Origin of the sequence: Cohnella soli, from assembly GCF_042655525.1 — a bacterium.
In the GTDB taxonomy this organism is placed as follows: domain Bacteria; phylum Bacillota; class Bacilli; order Paenibacillales; family Paenibacillaceae; genus Cohnella; species Cohnella soli.
This window is the reverse complement of the sequence record NZ_JBHSMI010000023.1, coordinates 436,955-454,065: the sequence shown is the minus strand read 5'-3', so window position 1 is coordinate 454,065 and position 17,111 is coordinate 436,955. Positions and strand designations below refer to the sequence as shown.

The 17,111-nt window shown below is 54.7% G+C and carries 18 protein-coding genes and 1 riboswitch; of the genes, 5 read left to right on the top strand and 13 right to left on the bottom strand.

Features of this window, described 5'->3' with window-relative positions; translation table 11 throughout:
- Position 1: 1 nt before the first annotated feature.
- The 4 genes from ACFPOF_RS12595 to upp form a co-directional block, all read right to left on the bottom strand.
- The gene (locus tag ACFPOF_RS12595; protein ID WP_378133039.1) at positions 2-412 is read right to left on the bottom strand and encodes an ATP synthase subunit I; all 411 of its coding nucleotides are present in this window, start codon (positions 410-412) and stop codon (positions 2-4) included.
- Positions 409-657 (bottom strand): AtpZ/AtpI family protein, encoded by a 249-nt coding sequence (locus ACFPOF_RS12590; protein ID WP_378133037.1) that lies wholly within the window; start codon positions 655-657, stop codon positions 409-411. Before ACFPOF_RS12590 ends, ACFPOF_RS12595 begins: the two co-directional genes overlap by 4 nt.
- A 361-nt stretch (positions 658-1,018) precedes the next feature.
- On the bottom strand, positions 1,019-2,140 hold the full coding sequence (gene wecB / locus ACFPOF_RS12585; protein WP_378133147.1) for a non-hydrolyzing UDP-N-acetylglucosamine 2-epimerase: 1,122 nt from the start codon (positions 2,138-2,140) through the stop codon (positions 1,019-1,021).
- 61 nt (positions 2,141-2,201) lie between these two features.
- Complete coding sequence (gene upp, locus ACFPOF_RS12580) at positions 2,202-2,831, bottom strand: uracil phosphoribosyltransferase (protein WP_378133035.1); 630 nt, start codon at positions 2,829-2,831, stop codon at positions 2,202-2,204.
- A gap of 249 nt (positions 2,832-3,080) precedes the next feature.
- On the opposite strand from upp, the gene ACFPOF_RS12575 reads away from it, so the two are divergent.
- The gene (locus tag ACFPOF_RS12575; protein ID WP_378133033.1) at positions 3,081-3,371 is read left to right on the top strand and encodes an LSm family protein; all 291 of its coding nucleotides are present in this window, start codon (positions 3,081-3,083) and stop codon (positions 3,369-3,371) included.
- An 85-nt stretch (positions 3,372-3,456) separates the two neighbouring features.
- Here ACFPOF_RS12575 and ACFPOF_RS12570 read toward each other — a convergent pair whose 3' ends face one another.
- From ACFPOF_RS12570 to thrC, 7 genes are all read right to left on the bottom strand, one after another.
- Positions 3,457-4,704, bottom strand: coding sequence for a serine hydroxymethyltransferase (locus tag ACFPOF_RS12570; protein WP_378133145.1), 1,248 nt, complete (start codon positions 4,702-4,704; stop codon positions 3,457-3,459).
- Between the two features lie 36 nt (positions 4,705-4,740).
- Positions 4,741-5,370, bottom strand: coding sequence for a TIGR01440 family protein (locus ACFPOF_RS12565; protein WP_378133031.1), 630 nt, complete (start codon positions 5,368-5,370; stop codon positions 4,741-4,743).
- Between the two features lie 216 nt (positions 5,371-5,586).
- Positions 5,587-5,669, bottom strand: a riboswitch (ZMP/ZTP riboswitch).
- A 44-nt stretch (positions 5,670-5,713) separates the two neighbouring features.
- Positions 5,714-6,304 (bottom strand): low molecular weight protein arginine phosphatase, encoded by a 591-nt coding sequence (locus ACFPOF_RS12560; RefSeq protein ID WP_378133029.1) that lies wholly within the window; start codon positions 6,302-6,304, stop codon positions 5,714-5,716.
- Positions 6,305-6,339: 35 nt separating this feature from the next.
- Positions 6,340-6,900, bottom strand: coding sequence for a manganese efflux pump MntP (locus ACFPOF_RS12555; protein WP_378133027.1), 561 nt, complete (start codon positions 6,898-6,900; stop codon positions 6,340-6,342).
- Between the two features lie 285 nt (positions 6,901-7,185).
- Entirely contained in the window at positions 7,186-8,292 is a 1,107-nt protein-coding gene (locus tag ACFPOF_RS12550) for an L-threonylcarbamoyladenylate synthase (protein ID WP_378133025.1), read from the bottom strand.
- A gap of 90 nt (positions 8,293-8,382) precedes the next feature.
- Positions 8,383-9,072, bottom strand: coding sequence for a stage II sporulation protein R (locus ACFPOF_RS12545; RefSeq protein ID WP_378133023.1), 690 nt, complete (start codon positions 9,070-9,072; stop codon positions 8,383-8,385).
- Positions 9,073-9,156: 84 nt separating this feature from the next.
- Positions 9,157-10,377 (bottom strand): threonine synthase, encoded by a 1,221-nt coding sequence (thrC, locus tag ACFPOF_RS12540; protein ID WP_378133021.1) that lies wholly within the window; start codon positions 10,375-10,377, stop codon positions 9,157-9,159.
- Between the two features lie 112 nt (positions 10,378-10,489).
- On the opposite strand from thrC, the gene ACFPOF_RS12535 reads away from it, so the two are divergent.
- Both ACFPOF_RS12535 and ACFPOF_RS12530 read left to right on the top strand, forming a co-directional pair.
- Positions 10,490-11,383 (top strand): LysR family transcriptional regulator, encoded by an 894-nt coding sequence (locus tag ACFPOF_RS12535; RefSeq protein WP_378133019.1) that lies wholly within the window; start codon positions 10,490-10,492, stop codon positions 11,381-11,383.
- A 115-nt stretch (positions 11,384-11,498) separates the two neighbouring features.
- Positions 11,499-11,951 carry a hypothetical protein gene (locus tag ACFPOF_RS12530; protein ID WP_378133017.1) on the top strand — a complete coding sequence of 151 codons (453 nt, stop codon included), beginning with the start codon at positions 11,499-11,501 and terminating at the stop codon, positions 11,949-11,951.
- A gap of 42 nt (positions 11,952-11,993) precedes the next feature.
- Here the strand turns inward: ACFPOF_RS12530 and prmC are convergent, their stop codons facing one another.
- Positions 11,994-12,905, bottom strand: a complete 912-nt coding sequence (gene prmC / locus ACFPOF_RS12525) for a peptide chain release factor N(5)-glutamine methyltransferase (RefSeq protein WP_378133015.1) — start codon at positions 12,903-12,905, stop codon at positions 11,994-11,996.
- 16 nt (positions 12,906-12,921) lie between these two features.
- The gene (gene prfA / locus ACFPOF_RS12520; protein WP_378133143.1) at positions 12,922-13,995 is read right to left on the bottom strand and encodes a peptide chain release factor 1; all 1,074 of its coding nucleotides are present in this window, start codon (positions 13,993-13,995) and stop codon (positions 12,922-12,924) included.
- Positions 13,996-14,159: 164 nt separating this feature from the next.
- On the opposite strand from prfA, the gene ACFPOF_RS12515 reads away from it, so the two are divergent.
- Positions 14,160-15,275, top strand: a complete 1,116-nt coding sequence (locus tag ACFPOF_RS12515; protein WP_378133013.1) for a substrate-binding domain-containing protein — start codon at positions 14,160-14,162, stop codon at positions 15,273-15,275.
- Between the two features lie 174 nt (positions 15,276-15,449).
- Entirely contained in the window at positions 15,450-17,111 is a 1,662-nt protein-coding gene (locus tag ACFPOF_RS12510) for an ABC transporter substrate-binding protein (RefSeq protein ID WP_378133011.1), read from the top strand.

The following is a 17,111-nucleotide window of genomic DNA, read 5'->3' as shown; positions in this document are numbered from 1 at the left end:
GTCATTTTTCACCCCTTTCGTCAGCGGACTGTTTCTTGCGAATACCGACGCTGGCGAATAAACCCAGTAACAGTGTCACCAACGGTAAAGCGAATATTCCTGCCGCCGTCGCCCCCAGACTGAAACCAAAACCTTCTACGGACAACAGAGCGGCAAACACTCCGATAGCTGCGCGGGTAATATAGCCGAACCCGCCTCTGGGTTTGCGACCTGAAGCCGCCATCTCGCCAATGCGAGTCGCCTTCCACGCGAGGTGGTAAGCACCCAGCAATCCACCGACAACACCGACCATGAAACCGCCGAAGATCGGCCTGTAAGCCGGCCAAGCGGCAAGTCCAATGAAACCAATGGACAAAAAAAAGAATGCAGTGCGCGTTGAACGTCTAAGCAAAGCGGGCAAATCAATCATCACGGTTTTCCAGCCCCCGTATATTTCCGAATCAGCGCGACCGCCGATCCGATCCCGGCAACCAACCCGATCACGACTCCGGTCAAATACCCGTAATCCGTGCCGTTATGGTCGTCGTACAAGGAGCCGAGCCACCATCCGAGACCTACGCAGACGGCGAACTCCATGCCCAAACCCGCGACGAGTCCAGCCGTTCGCCAAGGGTTCTCGTCCGGTGGTAATTGTGGCTTGCGAGGAGATTCCGTCATGGATCTGTCGCTCCTTCAACGCTGCATGGCGTACGAAAAAAGGAAATAGTAAGCCCTTTCTTCCCATGTTCCACGTAATATTGTATCTTTCGGCGACAACGTTTGTCAATTGATCGAAAATCAAACTTTATGTGAACGAAGATGCCGCAAATCGCTTCAAATCAACCCTTTTCGGCTGCGCAAACCATACAGTTCCGCTGTATGCTGTACGTTCTGTCCGGATCGTTTATCGCTCTCTCCCGACATTTGGAAACTCGCACACCAGTATGTGCCAATCGCCCTGCCACTATTCTCCTGCGGCAAAAAGCGTCTTCGGTGTGCAAGTACGCCGGAGACGCTTTTTTGCAGCTATCTTATCGGCTCACCGCCTGAACGATTCGGGACGTTCGCCTTTGCCGAAGTGATGGAGAATCGCCCCGACGATGCGTGCGGATGCCTGACCGTCACCGTAAGGATTGGCCGCCTGGCTCATGCGCTCATACAACTCTCTGTCGGACAAGAGCGCATGCGTACGTCCATAGACAACTTCCTCGTCTGTTCCGACGAGCTCGAGCGTCCCCGCTTCGATCCCTTCCGGACGTTCCGTCGTATCGCGAAGGACAAGTACCGGAACGCCGAAAGACGGCGCCTCTTCCTGCAAGCCGCCGGAATCGGTCAAAATCAGATGCGTGTGCGGATAGAAGTTATGAAGCTCGACGACGTCCAGCGGATCGATGAGGCGAATGCGCGGATGATTGCCGAGAATTTCTTGCGCAGGCTCGCGAACAGCAGGGCTCAAGTGAACCGGATAGACAATGGCGACATCGTCGAATTCATCGGCAATTCTTCTCACTGCGCGGAAAATTTGCCGATGCGGTTCTCCTTGCGATTCTCTGCGGTGAGCGGTCATTAGAATGAGCCTCTTGCCGGCCGCCCAATCAAGCACCGGGTGAGTGAAGTCGGATTTCACTGTATATTGGAAGACATCGGTTACCGTATTGCCGGTAATGTAGATGTTGTCGGCGTTTTTGCTTTCCTTGCGAAGGTTATCCGCCGACCAATCAGTCGGTGCGAAGTGAGCGTCAGCGAGCACCCCTGTCAATTGTCTGTTCATCTCTTCTGGATACGGGGATAGCTTGTTCCAGGTCCGCAAGCCCGCTTCCACGTGGCCGACTTGAATTTGCTGCAGGAATGAAGCATAGCTCGCAAGGAAAGTCGTTAACGTATCGCCATGCACAAGCACGATGTCCGGCTTTGCTTCTTGCAGAACGGGCTCAAGTCCTTGGAGTACACGAATCGTAATGCCGTTCAGCGTCTGGTTCGCCTGCATGACATCCAGGTCGTAATCCGGCTTAATGCCGAACACTTCGAGTACTTGGTCAAGCATTTGCCGATGCTGCGCCGTCACGCAGACGATCGGTTCGATATGTTCGGGATGCTTCTGCAATTCCAGAATAAGCGGCGCCATCTTGATCGCTTCAGGACGGACGCCGAATATGGTCATCACTTTGATTTTTTCACTCACGTCGGTTTCTTCTCCCTTTATCCGCGCTTATCTGATTCGATTACTTGGTACCATATAACCGATCTCCGGCGTCGCCGAGGCCGGGTACGATGTAGCCGTGCTCATTCAACTTCTCGTCCAGCGCACCCAAGTAAATGTCGATGTCCGGGTGTTTTTCTTGAACGGCTTTGACGCCTTCCGGCGCGGCGATCAGGCACATGAGTTTCGTCGGGCGGCAGCCTTTCGCTTTCAGCATATCGATTGCGGCATTGGCGGAACCTCCCGTTGCAAGCATCGGATCGATGACAATTAGTTCTCGCTCCGCAACGTCGGATGGCAAGCTGCAGTAATATTCGACCGGCTGCAGCGTCTCGTGATCGCGATACAGGCCGATATGTCCGACTTTGGCCGATGGAATGATTTTCAACACGCCGTCAACCATACCGAGACCCGCACGCAATATCGGAATCAATCCGATCATTCTGCCGGCAATCACTTTGCCTTCCGTTACTGTAACGGGCGTCTCGATCCGCACAGGGGACAACGGCAAATCCCGCGTGATTTCGTAAGCCATCAGCATGGCGACTTCGTCGACCAGCTCCCGGAATTGTTTCGTATTCGTCATTTTGTCACGGATAAACGTGATTTTGTGTTGGATTAACGGATGATCGCAAATGACCAATGTTCCCATTATGTTCTACCCTTTCCCTAACGCCCGCTCGTCCGCTTTCGCGACGCTCCGGGACGTTGCTCTATGTAGGTTGCCCGTACATTATATCATTGTCTCCGAATAGGTGCATAACATCCGTCGTTTGCAGGCGAATCAAGTCGAACGAACGGAACAATCTGACGATGAAAGGTAATAATTCGCCTCCGCGTCCTCGCACTCCTCGCTGGGCATTCGCATACGATGAACGAGAACGCTCTAGGAGGAATGCCAATGAACGTACGCACTTCCAACACTTCCGTTTTATACAAGGCCGACCAAGAGTGGGCCGGTCACGTACGCAAAACCCGCCAGAAGCTGGCCGAAGCTTGCGGCCAGTGCATGAACCGAACCGTCCGGGTTCAAACGATCGACGGACAAACGTATGAAGGCATAGTCGTCGGCTCCGACCATACGTACATGCATCTTATGACCGGCGACGCCCGCTTCTTCGGTCCCTATGCTTCCAATGCCATTTTGACGTTGGTGCTTTTCGAACTGCTCGTCATTACGCTGTTGATCTAACGTACGAAGACGAAACGACGCGAACGTCCAAACAAAACCCCGGAATCCGACGCAAAGTCGGCCCGGGGCAATTGTCGTTACACCATTAATATTGCAAGTTCGTGTAAAGCGGGTACTGCGCCGTCAGTTCGGCGACCATTGCGCGCGCTTTGTCTAACGTCGCTTGGTCTTCCGGATTTTTGAGCGTAAGAGCGATCACTTTGGCAATCGTCTTCATCGCTTCCGTACCCATGCCGCGCGTCGTGACCGCCGGCGTTCCAACGCGGATGCCGCTCGTTACGAACGGGCTAGTCGGGTCGAACGGAATGGCGTTCTTATTGACGGTGATGGCAACGGAGTCGAGCACATGCTCGGCCACTTTGCCCGTGATGTTCAGGTTGCGCGTGTCGATCAGCATCAAGTGGTTGTCGGTGCCGCCGGAGACGATGTTCAAACCTTCGGACACAAGCGCCTCGGACAGAGCTTTCGCATTCACGACAACGTTGCGCGCATACTCTTTGAAAGAAGGCTGCAGCGCCTCGCCGAAAGCGACAGCTTTCGCTGCGATGATGTGCATCAGCGGCCCGCCTTGCGTACCTGGGAATACCGCTTTATCGATGGCGGCCGCCCAAGGCTTGCGGCACAGAATCAGGCCGCCGCGAGGACCGCGCAGCGTTTTGTGCGTCGTCGTCGTAACGAAATGAGCATGAGGCACCGGGCTCGGATGCTCGCCGCCTGCGACAAGTCCAGCGATGTGCGCCATATCGACCATGAGCAATGCGCCTACATCATTCGCGATTTGTCCCATTTTCTCGAAGTCGATCGTGCGCGGATAAGCGGAAGCCCCGGCTACGATCAGACGCGGACGATGTTTAAATGCCGCTTTGCGCACTTCTTCGTAATCGATCGTAAACGTGTTCTCGTCTACGCCGTATGCGACGAAGTTGTAGAGCAGACCGGAAGCGTTCGCAGGGTTGCCATGAGTCAAATGCCCGCCGTGGGCAAGGTTCATGCCGAGTACGGTATCTCCAGGCTTAAGAACTGCCAAGTATACGGCGAGGTTAGCTTGAGCGCCGGAATGCGGCTGCACGTTAGCATGTTCTGCGCCGAACAATTGCTTCGCGCGGTCTATGGCGATTTGTTCTGGAATGTCGACGTATTCACAACCGCCGTAGTAACGTTTGCCTGGATAACCTTCCGCGTACTTGTTCGTCAGGACAGTACCCATCGTCTCCAGAACGGCTTCGCTGACGATGTTCTCGGAAGCGATCAGTTCAATATTGTCGCGTTGGCGTTTCAATTCCAGGTTCAGCGCTTTGACGATTTCAGGGTCTTGCTTGTTCAAATTAGTCAACATAGTCATATATCCTCCCTAAAATGTGAAAATGAATTAGTCGCACGATGGCGATACGATAGAAGCTTGCGGCAATTCGTACACGGCACGGGCGCCGCCGATCAGTTTCGGCCGGGTCATCGCCATATTGACGCGGGCATGCCCGATCTCTCGAACGGTCGGCCTGAGCGGAACGGCGACCCGGCGAAGATGCATGCCGATCATCGTCTCGCCGATATCGACACCCGCGTGGGCGCTTACTTCCTCAACGAGGCATGGTTCGGCTATCTTGCGGAAAGCATAGGCAGCCATCGAGCCGCCAGCCTTGGGTATCGGCACGGCTGCTACCTCAGTCCACCCCATCCGTTCGGCCAGTGCGCGCTCGGTCACAAGCGCCCGATTCAAATGCTCGCAACATTGCCAGACAACGTTGAAGCCGATGCGCTCGCGAACGATCTCTACACCATCGTAGATCATTCTAGCGATATCTTCGGCACCTGCAGTACCAATCCGCTTGCCTCGAACTTCGCTCGTACTGACGCCGATGACGACGATTTGCCCGGCGCGAAGGCCGGCGGTGTCCGCCAGTTCTTCCAGAAGGGCGACCGTCTTCTCTTCGACTTCGGCACGCCCAAGCGTCGACAAAGACGTCTCGGACATGACGGATTGTTCGGACTCTGCAGCCATCAGATCGCCTCCCATAGCGGTAAACGCGGTATAATAACGATTTTCTCGATCACACGGTTTGGCCGACACGCCCTACATCCATGTAAAGGTATTATACCTGAATTCGACCGATGCCAACAGCAATCCCCAATCCACGCAACGCGCTCCCGCCCCCTTCTTCGAATGCTCTGAAAGAGACAAAACGACAAAAAAGAGCTAGCGTGCATAAAGCACACCGCTCTTCGCCCAGGCGACCGGCCGTCATTCCGATGCTCCACCGTGGTTGATCCCACTTGTCGTCGCCAGTTACATCGGAACCTTGAAGTTGTATCCTCATCATAACGAACCGTGCGAAAAAAATCAATCACCGATCGTTCGGGTCCTGATCCAGTTTATCGATCAGCGTCAGCAGAACGTCTTCGATCTCGTCGGCCGTCTGCTCGTATAACGCGAGCGATCCGCCGAACGGATCGGCGACGTCAAAGTCGGGGATGCGACGCTGCAGCTCCAGCAAACGCGTTCTTTCTTCAATCGACAAATTCTGCCCAAGCGCTTGCTTCACCTGCCACTCCGAATACAGCCTCTCTAACTCCGCCACGTCGTCCATGACGGGATCGCCGCGCAAAGCATACTCTTTGAGCGTGAACGTTTTGCCAAGCGCCTGCGGGAACCTCTCCAGAATAGCTCTCTTGTGCCCAGCCGTCATCGTCAGAATCAAGCTCGCCCACAGCACGTCGTCCGCTTTTAACAAAGTCGAGCCTTCCGGCAGCGCCAAATTCCTCTTCCGCAGCGCCGTTGCGGCATGGGGAGATATCGGCAACCCGTCGACCGTCGAGACGCCCGCCGAACGGACTTCGATCGGCTTGCCGCCCCGAGCCGCCAAATCCTTCATTAACGCCTCCGCCATCGGGCTTCGGCAAGTGTTACCCGTGCATACGATCAATATCCGGTTCATTCTCTCCTCGCGCTCCCGTCTCTCGATGCATCATCCTATATAAGAAATAATAGACCAAACGCGAACAAAATAACACCGCCCAGCGCTTCTCCATATCCTCCCAGAGATCTGCTTACCCTTCGACCAAGCACTAGCCCGAGCACGCTCAGCGCTCCGCCTATCAAGCCGAACATAAGCACCGTCATCCATACATGCGAAGCGAACATGCCGAGCGATACTCCTACGGAAAATGAATCGATGCTGACGCTGAAAGAAAAAACGAGCATCCCCCATGCCGTCCGATGGTCGAACGAGTCGACCGCTTCCCCGCGAATGGCACTGTACAGCATATGACCGCCAAGCAGCAAAAGCAACGCTCCCGCCGCTGTCGTCGCGATATCTCCGAGCAGCCCGCTAACGTACTGCCCCATCACCATGCCGCCAAGAGGCATAAGCACGTGGAATAAGGCAATCAGTGCGCTAAGCTTCGCAATGTCCCGCAGGCGAATGCCTTTAAGACCGATGCCGATTCCAAGCGAAAAAGCATCCATGCCCAATGCAATCGCCATAACGGCGATCGTCAGCAGTTGTCCTGTCTCCGCGCCTCCGCCGAACATAGCTTGTCCCCTCCCGCGCGATTATTCGCCGTTCCCCGATGTCTCTTCCCAACATATGCGGACAAGGGGGCGAACATGCAAAGAGGCTCTAACAGGCGAGAGCACGGATGAGGGCGTGTCTGAATACTCCGAGGGCAGCAGATTTTGCCGAATTTTCGTTCCATGCAAGGAACTTTTGTGAAGGCGTACCAGGGGTACGTCGAGCAAAAGTGACGAAGCAGGGGGCGAAAAGGCGGTGAAAGATGCCCCTGAGCGAGTATTCAGACACGCCCTAGGAAACAATGACTAGACGTGAATTTCGCGGCCTCCGGCGGCTTTGCGCAGCCGATTCATAAGCGCGGCGCCAATCCCGTCTTCGGGATAACTTTCCGCGACGATGTAATCTGCGCCCCGAGCGTCGCATTCACGAAGCCGTGCATACAACACGCGCGCCGCTTGCTCAGGCTCGGCACGGGAGCCGCAATCGAGCACCGCGTCCGCTCTGTAAGTCGCCGCGTGCTCGGAACAACTTAAGATAGCGACCGTGCGGCCATGCGCAGCCGCTTCGTCGGCGAGCCGCTGAACGGCAGCCGGCAGCCGCTCTTGCGGGCCGACGATGAGCACCATCTCGCCTTTCGGCGCGTAATGCGCGTATTTGACGCCGGGCGAACGCGGCGTTGCGTCGGCCATCGTTGCGTCCTCTCTGGACGAGGCTTCCACCGCCGCCGCCGACGAATCGGAACCCGCTTCAGCTACGTCGGCGAGCCCGCCGAGCGCCGACCGAAGCTGCTCCCGCGTCACACCTCCCGGCCGCAGCACATGAACTTCGCGGCCTACGACGCGGACGACTGTAGACTCCAGACCGACACCCGTCTCTCCGCCATCCAGTACCCCGTCGATGCGGCCGTCCAAATCTTCAAGTACATGGCTCGCTTTCGTCGGGCTCGGCCGTCCGGAACGATTGGCGCTCGGCGCGGCGATCGGACATCCTGAGAGACCGATCAACTCGCGGGCCGCATCGTGCTCCGGCACCCGGACCGCGACCGTATCCAAGCCTGCCGTCACGAGCGGGGACACCGCCCCCTCCTTCGCCGGCAACACAAGCGTCAGCGGCCCCGGCCAGAACGCCTCCATCAGTTTCCGCTCGATGTCATTCACCCGCTCGGCCACTCCCGCCACATCTTTCGTACGCGCCAAATGTACGATCAGCGGATTATCCGACGGCCTGCCTTTCGCCGCGAAAATACGGCCGACCGTCTCCGTGCTCCTCGCGTCCCCACCAAGTCCGTACACCGTCTCCGTCGGAAACGCAACGATGCCGCCTCCGGCGAGCGCCGCGGCGGCTTCCTGTATGCCGACCCGCAATCGATCTGCAGGCCAATATGTCGTATGCTGCGCCATCTGCTGCTCCATCCCATCGACTTCTCGCGCATGCGGAAACCGCAGCGCCGAGCCTTTATGTTAACGCCATTATAACATAGCGGGCGGCGGACGTCAGATTGGTCAGAACAAGGATGACAAGAACGCGATGAGCTTCTCGAGCAGTTCCCATAGAAAAAACTTAGTCTCCGGCTTTTCTTCTGCCTGAGCTGGCGATTTATCTTTCTCGCCGGAAGTTTTGATGATCTCGCCGGACGCGGCATCATCTGCGGCGGTAGCCGCCGTCAAGCAAAGCGGAGGAAACAGCACGCACCACCAATTGGCGCCTTTGCCGTCGCCGAGCGTTACGCGGAGCGCTTCGTAGTCGCCTGCCGCATAGGACCGTCCTTCGAACGTTTTGGCTGGGAACGGTACTTTGGCAAGCTCTACTTTGCCCCCATAAGGCGCATCCAGTTGTTTGAGCTTGGCTGCTACCAGTTGGCGGAGCGTGGGCAATTTCTTGCCGATGAGTGCACGAGCTTCGTCATGAGTATCCGGCATCGCGCCCCAAGAGCGGATGGATGCTGCAACGGCATCGCGAACGCTAGCCTTGATGCGTTGATCGGCCTCTCCATCGGAGTTAGCAATTATTCGAATACGAATAGCATCGGTCGGAATCAGCGCTCCGGTTCCCGCAGAAGCGGATGGGCGCAGAAAAACGAACAAACCTATCAATATCGTAACGCCGAGCAGTACAAACTTGCCGGCAGCACGGGTGAAACGGGTTTTCGAACGGGAAGAAGAAAAGGAAGATGAATGATGGCTAATACGCATAGGTTTTCGCTCCTTGATGCACCCGTCGGTGCAGCACTATGCGTTCCGGAACGTCTTAGCCATCAGTATGTCCGGATTTCGAATCTATAAACCTATCAAACTCGCAAAATCGAAGCTACTCTCATCACCTTGTTCATACATCGAGAGTATGTCCGTGTCTTTCAGGAGGTTTCCCGTCAATATGCAGGCAACCGTCTCGTCTTTGTCGATCGTCCCTTCAGCGATCAGCTTGCGCAACGAGGCTACTGTCGAAGCGGACGCAGGCTCGCAACCGATTCCACAACCATCGATTAGCCTTTTGGCCTCAATGATCTCCTCGTCGGTTACCGTACATGTCACGCCACCACTCTCCCTCAGGAAGTCTCGGGCTTTGCGCCAACTAGGCGGGTTTCCGATATTCATCGCCGAAGCGACTGTCGCTGGCGAACGTTCCGGAATGAGCGTTTCGCCTGCCGCCGCCATCATTTTATGAAACGGGCTTGCCCCTTCCGCCTGTACAAGCGCAACCTTCGGCATCCTTTCGATTAAGCCGAGCTGCAGCAGATCCTGGAGCCCTTTCCCAAGCGCCGTCACATTGCTTAGAGCTCCACCGGGAATAACAATCCAATCCGGCAATTTCCAATTCATCGACTGCGCGAGTTCGTAGACGATACTTTTTTGCCCTTCTATTCGAAAAGGATTAAGCGAATTGCAGATGTATAGATCTAGTCCGCCACCGTGTTGCTCGAAGAAGCGGATTCCATCATCGTATGTGCCGTCGAATCGGATCATCCGAGCGCCATAGGCAAGCGTCTGCACAACTTTGTTCGCAGACACTTTCTCGTTGGGCACAAGAACGACTGACTCGCATTCCGCAAGCGCCGCGTACATCGCCAGGGAAGCCGACGTATTTCCTGTTGAGGTGCAAGAGAATCGCCTATACCCAATCGATCTTCCGTGGGATAAAGCAACCGTCATCCCGTTGTCTTTGAACGAACCGCTCGGATTCTCGCTCTGCGCCTTCAGCCATAATTGCCGAATACCGAGAGAACGACGGATCGGTTCCGCAGGGTAGAGCCCCGTGTTGCCCTCGTATTTAGTTACGATTTCCCTTTCCGGCAACTCGGGGTGGATCAACTCCTTGTACCGCCAAACCCCGCTCGCGTAAGGAGTCATTCTCTCCGAAAGTCTCTCGTGGAAAGTTCTCTTCAACCGCTCCGGATCAAGTCCGACAAAATCGTGCGAGATTTCCAGCAATCCCCCGCACTCACACCGATAAGCCGCGTCTCTATGCTCGCGCCCACACTCGTAACACTTGATTTTCATTTGCACCGCACTCCCTTCTACCTCTAAAATAAGAGATATCCATTCATAAATCTAATATATAAAATTTCGTTTTTCATAAGTTTTTATTATCATTTGAGAAGAGGTCTACCGATTGCTGAATCTCCATGCGTTGCGTTTGTTTCATGTCGTTGCCGAACTTGGAAGTGTGACAAAAGCGGCCGAAAAGCTCAACATCAGTCAACCCGCCGTCACGGGGCAGATCAAGAAGTTGGAGCGAGAATTGGGACTGCAGTTGTTCGCTCCTCGAGGCAGAGGCATCTTGCTGACCGAGGCAGGTCAGACGATCGCGGCAGAAGCCAATCGGCTATTTTCTCTAGAAGCCCATATCGAGCATTCGATCGCTCGACTAAAGGACGGAACAGCTGGCGTTCTGAGGATCGCGGCTACTTATTTGCCAGCCAATTACTTGTTACCTGATCTCGTCGCCAGTTACAAAAATCGTTATCCTGAAGTCCGGGTAGAGATCGAAACTGTCGGATCGGTTAAGGCAACGGAGCTTCTGCTCCGTTACGAGGTAGATCTTGCTATTGTCGGTGGCGGACGGATCGCCAACCCTCGCCTCAGGGCGAAGCCGTGGCGGAAAGACGAAATGTGGTTTGTTGCTCATGCGGAGCACCGGCTCGCCGGAAAGAACACAACTTTGGCGGATATCGTTTCCGAACCTTTCGCGTCCCGAGAAGAGGGCAGTTATGCGAGAGAACAACTCAAGGCGCTATGCCTCGCTGCCCATGTGGGAATGCCAGTCATCGGACTCGAGATGAACGGTTATGGAGAATTACTCCGCGTTGTCGCAAAAGGTTATGGCATTGCCTACTTGTCCGCGCTCGAAGCCCGCGAGGAGGTCGAGCGGGGAACACTCCAACGGATTGTCGCGTCGGATGCGTCAGCAGAGAATCTCATATGTGCGTATTTCCGAAACGAGCCCGCCGGCGCGAACATACCGGCCAAGCGGTTTCTCGAGCTCATGCCCGAAGAAATCGAATGACCGATCACAAGGACAATTTTCAAAAAATGGGGATTTACCGCCCGCAAGACGCTATGGTACAGTTAGGACAAATCCGGAAGCACCGGTCCAAACTAATGGCTGAGGAGGTCTGAACGTGGAAGAACCGGTCGCACGACAAATTCTGGATGTCATGTCAACGTTGCAGCACAACTTTTTCGAGTTGCAGAACAACGTTATGGCAATGCACGCAAGCTTTGAAGATTTTAAGATCGAGGTCAGGCATGACATTCGCGAGCTTAAAAGCGAAGTTAGCGGGCTCAAAGGCGAAATTAGTGAGCTCAAACGGGATGTGAGCGAGCTTAAACATGAAGTCACCGAGCTGAAACAGAACGTAGAACGCTTGGACGAGAAAGTGACGCAAATCGATATTCGCACAGAAAGACTGGAGCGACGTATGGATATGACTTTCGATGCCGTCGGAGATGTGAAAGAGACGGTAAGCGAACTGAACGACAAGCACGAACGCCATGAGATGCTTCTCGGCGAGATCGCTAAATCACTACTTGAACAGGCCGCGCGCAGCCGCCGGGCTATAAATCCCATTTAAATGACCAAAAGATCGCAAGCCCTCTCGGGTCCGCGATCTTTTTTACTTACACAATGCGATAACATGCCGATCGATGCCAGCGTAATCCTTCACACAATAAACGTCGTCCCAGTTCGCCGCTGTCCGCAATAACCCTGCAACGTCTGCTGCCTGGCCTGCGCCGACTTCCCATGCCACGAGGCGCGGCAGCCGTTTCAATGCCGTGAGTTGCCCGGCCATCGCGCGATACGGGTTCAGGCCGTCCTCACCGCCGTCCAGCGCAAGCCTCGGCTCGTAATCGCGCACTTCGCGCTGCAATCCCTCTATGTCCGCGCTCGGGATATACGGAGGGTTGGACACTAGAATATCGATCTCAACGTCGCTGCCCGGACCATTAACCATAAACGGAGTCAACAAATCGCCTTGCACGAAAGCCAACTTCCCGCCAACTCCGAGTTTTGACGCATTCCGTCTCGCCACCGCCAGCGCATCTTCTGACAAGTCGGACGCGATAACTCGCCACGTGGGTCGTTCAGCCGCCAACGTCACCGACAAGGCGCCGCTGCCCGTACCCACATCCAGCACAACCGGGCAGCTGCCTCCCTGTCCGTTCGGGCCGAACAGCTCGTCCCCAATCCGAAGAACCGCCTCTGCGAGCAACTCCGTCTCGGGCCGAGGAATTAACACCGCCTCCGTCACCTCGAACGCACGACCATAGAAATGTTGATCCCCCACCACATATTGCACGGGCACTCCTTTTTCGCGTCTCGCGAGCAAGCTTTCCCAGACTTCTAACTTCTCCACCGGAAAAGGCTCCCGCATATCCCGTAGCCATTCCGTTTTGCCGATTCCGAGCAAATAAAGAAGAAGAAGCTCCGCATCCGCGTCCGCTTCTTCGACTCCGGCTTGCCGCAATCGCGCTGCCCCAGACCGCCATACTTCCCTCAGCGTCTGAGTTCCGCGTTCCGTCGACACGACAACGCCTCCCGTATTATTTCATTTGTTCCCGTTCAAGAATTTCCGCCTGCTCGGCGAGCGTAAGCGCCTGAACGATCTCTTCCATATCGCCGTTCAGCACATAATCAAGCTTGTGCAGCGTCAAACCGATCCGATGATCCGTTACGCGGCTTTGCGGAAAATTGTACGTGCGAATGCGTTCGCTCCGATCGCCCGTCCCGACTTTCTCGCGGCGTTCGCCGGAATACTTCGCTTCCTCTTCCTGGCGCTTAACATCCATAATCCGAGTTCTCAGCACTTGCAGCGCTTTGTCCTTGTTATCGTTCTGCGATTTGCCGTCTTGGCAAGTCGCCACGATGCCTGTCGGCACATGTGTAACACGGACAGCCGATTTCGTCGTGTTAACCGACTGTCCGCCGGCGCCGCTCGAACAGAACGTATCGACGCGAATGTCTTTGTCGTGAATGACGATGTCGAGCTCTTCGGCTTCCGGCATCACGACGACAGTCGATGTCGACGTATGAATACGCCCGCCCGACTCCGTCTCCGGCACGCGCTGCACGCGATGCGCGCCGCTCTCGTACTTGAGCATCCGATAGGCTTCCGCTCCGCTAACCGAGAAAATCACTTCCTTGAACCCACCGAGATCGCTGACACTTGACTCGAGCACTTCCGTCCGCCAGCCATGGCTATCCGCGAATTTCGTATACATCCGGTACAATTCGGCAGCGAACAGGTTTGCTTCTTCGCCGCCCGCAGCTCCACGAATTTCGACGATGATGTCTTTCCCGTCGTTTGGGTCCTTCGGCAAAAGCAAGAAGCGAACTTTCTCCTCGAGCGCGGTGCGGCGCTCTTCGAGCTCGCCCAGCTCCAGCTTCACCATTTCCCGCATCTCGTCATCCAATTTATCTTCCAGCATCGCCTTCGCATCCGCCGCTTGCGTCAGCACCTGCTTGTATTCCTCGTAAGCGCGGTACGCCTCTTCTAGTCCCGCTTGTTCCTTCGCGTACGTGCGAAGACGGTTCGAATCGCTCACCACGTCCGGATCGCTCAGCAATTCGTTTAGTTTCTCGTAACGATCCGCCAGTATTTGCAGACGGTCCAACACTATTCTCATCCTCCGTTGCCTCATGTGTTACCCATCATTATAACATAAATGAAGCCTGCGTTGCCCGTCTTCACATTCGCATATTAAATAGTGTGGATAGTGCTTTGCAAAAGCCAATTTTGTAAAGTATACTTTGGAAGTAGCGAGGGGAGCGATCAGTTGTCATGAAAACCGACAAACGTCCAATGTACCAATTGATTGTGGACGATTTCAAGGAAAAAATCCGCAAGGGCGAAATATCCGGCGAAGAACCGGTTCCTTCGCAGATCGAACTTGCCAAAGTATACGGCACCAGTGAAATTACGTCGCGTCGCGCTTTGACGGAGTTGGCCAACGAAGGGCTCATTTACCGAGTGAGAGGCAAAGGCTCCTTTATAAGCGAAGAATATGCGGGCCGAGCAGGCACAACTGAACCGAAGATCAATACGATTTACTTGGTGTACCAATTCGTCCCCTTGGAGCTGTTCAACCATGGCTTCTTCGGCGATTTGCTTCGCGGTCTTCATGAGAAATGCGAGAAGAATCAAGTTGCTTTTCGCCTGTGGGATCTCGGAGAGAAAGGGGGATTGCCGCCGGAAAGCGATCGCTCCGGGTGGGTACTGCTACCGCTTGCCATGGAAACTGAGCACGTATCGGCAGACATTGTTGCAAGGTGGAAGGAAGAGAAGCGACGGTTCGTCACCGTCCACTTCTACTTCCCCCATCTGCAAATTCCTTATGTCATCGTAGATAATATGACAGGCGGTTATTTGGCGACACAGCATCTGTTGTCCATTGGCCACAGGCGCATCGGCATTGTGTTAACAGGCAATTCCCCGATAGAGATCAATCAGGAATTTTCGCTTCGCCTGCAAGGCTACAAGCTAGCCCTCTCGCAGTACAACATCCAATTCGATCCGTCGCTCGTCGTCGTTATCGAAGGCGCCAAAGAAGAATTCGAATCAGGGGCGCAAGGTTTTGATCGGCTCATGGATCTGGATCAGCCTCCGACGGCCGTCTTTCTGACCAGCGACATTAAAGCAATCGGGGCTCTGCAGGCAGCAGAACGAAGAGGACTGAACGTGCCGGAGGATGTGAGCCTTGTCGGGTATGACGACCTGTCCGTCAGCAGCTTCGTACATCCCAGGCTCACGTCTGTCAATCAAAACACGTATTTGGTCGGCAAGAGAGCGGTGGAACTGTTATTGGAATCCGTCAGCGAGGAAACCGGCGGCTTCAGTAAAGACGAAATCGTCCCCAGCCTGATCGTTCGGGACAGCACTGCGGAGCGGATTCCGTAAATCGTTAACGCTCAGGCCGACAGTTCTGAACGAACGGGATTTCGGCTTAAAGGATATGCATTTTTAGAAGTGTGAGCGATCGCGCTTCTTTTTTTAATTTTTGTTCTTGAAAATAGTCTATTCAAAGTATATATTATAAAGTGTAAGTATACTTAATAGTTAGGGAGAGGTCATATGAAAGCTTCGAGAAAATGGCTGTACATGCTTTGTTTGTCCCTTGTTATCTCTACACTCGCAGCATGCTCCAGCGGAAAGGGCAATTCTTCCCCGTCGCCTTCTGAAAGCGGTTCCGCGGAACCGTCGCAGTCGCCTTCCGAGTCGTCGCCCGCTGCTCCCGACTTGTCCGGCTCGTTCAAGATTTCGCTGCCGAACGCATCCGCGTCGGTATGGAACGCCGTGGCTGACGCCTACATGCAGAAGCATCCGAACGTTAAAGTGACCGTCGACAACAAGCCGATGGACGGGTACAAGGAGTGGCTGACCTCGCAGTTCGCCGCCGGCACGCCGGACGTGGATCTGGCGGTTATCAACGAAGTGACCGGCTTGCAGAACGACCGCAAGTTCGTCGATTTCTTGCCTTGGTTCGAGAAGACCAATCCATACACCGGCAAGGCATGGAAGGACAGCCTCGATCTAGGCACGATGGGCGTGAACCTCGACGCCATGGGAGAGAACGACCACCTGTACACGCTGAACTTCGAGTCGGTGCAGATCGTATGGCTCTATAACAAAGAAATTTTCACCAAAGCCGGCATTACAGAGGCTCCGACCACCTTTAACCAGTTGATCGAAGATTTCAAGAAAATCAAAGAAGCGGGCTTCGTGCCGCTTGCGCTGGCCGGCAACTCCAATTCGATGTGGAGCGGCGAAGCGGGTTGGCTCGTCCGGGTATACGGCGACCAATACATGAGAGATTCGGTCAACATCGTCCGTTCCCAGCCGAACGATTACAACTACGTAGCGGACTTGGACGACAAGTGGGCGTTCGATCCGACGGATCCGAACAATGATTCCAACAGCCGGGTCACAAAGAACGACGTTCGCGTATGGAAAGCGATCAAGGAGAAGACGGGACCGTTCAAAATCGAAGGCAATCCGAAATGGAAAGCGTTCATGGAAAACTTGAAGACGCTGTTCCAATACACCGAGTCCGGATTTTTCGGCGTCAACCACGACCAGGCCTACAGCTTGTTCCTGACGGGCAAAGCGGCGACAATGCTCACAACCCCGGGCTCCTACTGGCAGTTGCCAAAAGACTTGGCCGACGAGAAGCTGTCGGGCACGAAAGGCGGCGCTAAACCTTTCGAATACGGATTTTTCAACATGCCGTCGATGGAAGGGCCTGAAGTGATGGCTCCGGCCCGGACGATTCAAATTCCGATCGGTTTCTACGGGCTCGTGTCCAAAGACGCGAAGCAAACGGAGCTCGGCATCGATTTCATGATGTACTTGACTAGTCCGGAAGGTTACAAAGTATACTTAACAGCGATTCAGAATAGTAAAGATGCTTCTCTTGCCGGATCGCCAGCGCTGAAAGATATCGAGCTTCCCGAAGAAATGGCCAAAGCGTTCGCGAATTTCAAACCGATCGGAAATACGGAAGGCTTCCCGAGCGCGAACAACTCACTTGCCCGCGGCGTATCGGACTTCCAGCCATCCGTTCAGGAATGGGTTGGCCTCATCCAGCAATATTTCGGCAATAAAATCACGATCGATCAATATTTAACGAAGTACCAGGCTTCGGTCGACAAGCATTTCCCTGCCGCATTGAAAGACAAGAAACTTGAACTGGCCGATCTCGACACGCCAGAGCGTAAACCGCCGGAAAGAAAATAG

What these genes read in the sequence shown, in the direction of transcription:
- ACFPOF_RS12590 (WP_378133037.1), bottom strand. Translation starts at nt 657, where the DNA reads ATGACGGAATCTCCTCGCAAGCCACAATTACCACCGGACGAGAACCCT.
- wecB (WP_378133147.1), bottom strand. Translation starts at nt 2,140, where the DNA reads ATGACCATATTCGGCGTCCGTCCTGAAGCGATCAAGATGGCGCCGCTT.
- upp (WP_378133035.1), bottom strand. Translation starts at nt 2,831, where the DNA reads ATGGGAACATTGGTCATTTGCGATCATCCGTTAATCCAACACAAAATC.
- ACFPOF_RS12575 (WP_378133033.1), top strand. Translation starts at nt 3,081, where the DNA reads ATGAACGTACGCACTTCCAACACTTCCGTTTTATACAAGGCCGACCAA.
- ACFPOF_RS12565 (WP_378133031.1), bottom strand. Translation starts at nt 5,370, where the DNA reads ATGGCTGCAGAGTCCGAACAATCCGTCATGTCCGAGACGTCTTTGTCG.
- ACFPOF_RS12560 (WP_378133029.1), bottom strand. Translation starts at nt 6,304, where the DNA reads ATGAACCGGATATTGATCGTATGCACGGGTAACACTTGCCGAAGCCCG.
- ACFPOF_RS12555 (WP_378133027.1), bottom strand. Translation starts at nt 6,900, where the DNA reads ATGTTCGGCGGAGGCGCGGAGACAGGACAACTGCTGACGATCGCCGTT.
- ACFPOF_RS12550 (WP_378133025.1), bottom strand. Translation starts at nt 8,292, where the DNA reads ATGGAGCAGCAGATGGCGCAGCATACGACATATTGGCCTGCAGATCGA.
- ACFPOF_RS12545 (WP_378133023.1), bottom strand. Translation starts at nt 9,072, where the DNA reads ATGCGTATTAGCCATCATTCATCTTCCTTTTCTTCTTCCCGTTCGAAA.
- thrC (WP_378133021.1), bottom strand. Translation starts at nt 10,377, where the DNA reads ATGAAAATCAAGTGTTACGAGTGTGGGCGCGAGCATAGAGACGCGGCT.
- ACFPOF_RS12515 (WP_378133013.1), top strand. Translation starts at nt 14,160, where the DNA reads ATGAAAACCGACAAACGTCCAATGTACCAATTGATTGTGGACGATTTC.
- ACFPOF_RS12510 (WP_378133011.1), top strand. Translation starts at nt 15,450, where the DNA reads ATGAAAGCTTCGAGAAAATGGCTGTACATGCTTTGTTTGTCCCTTGTT.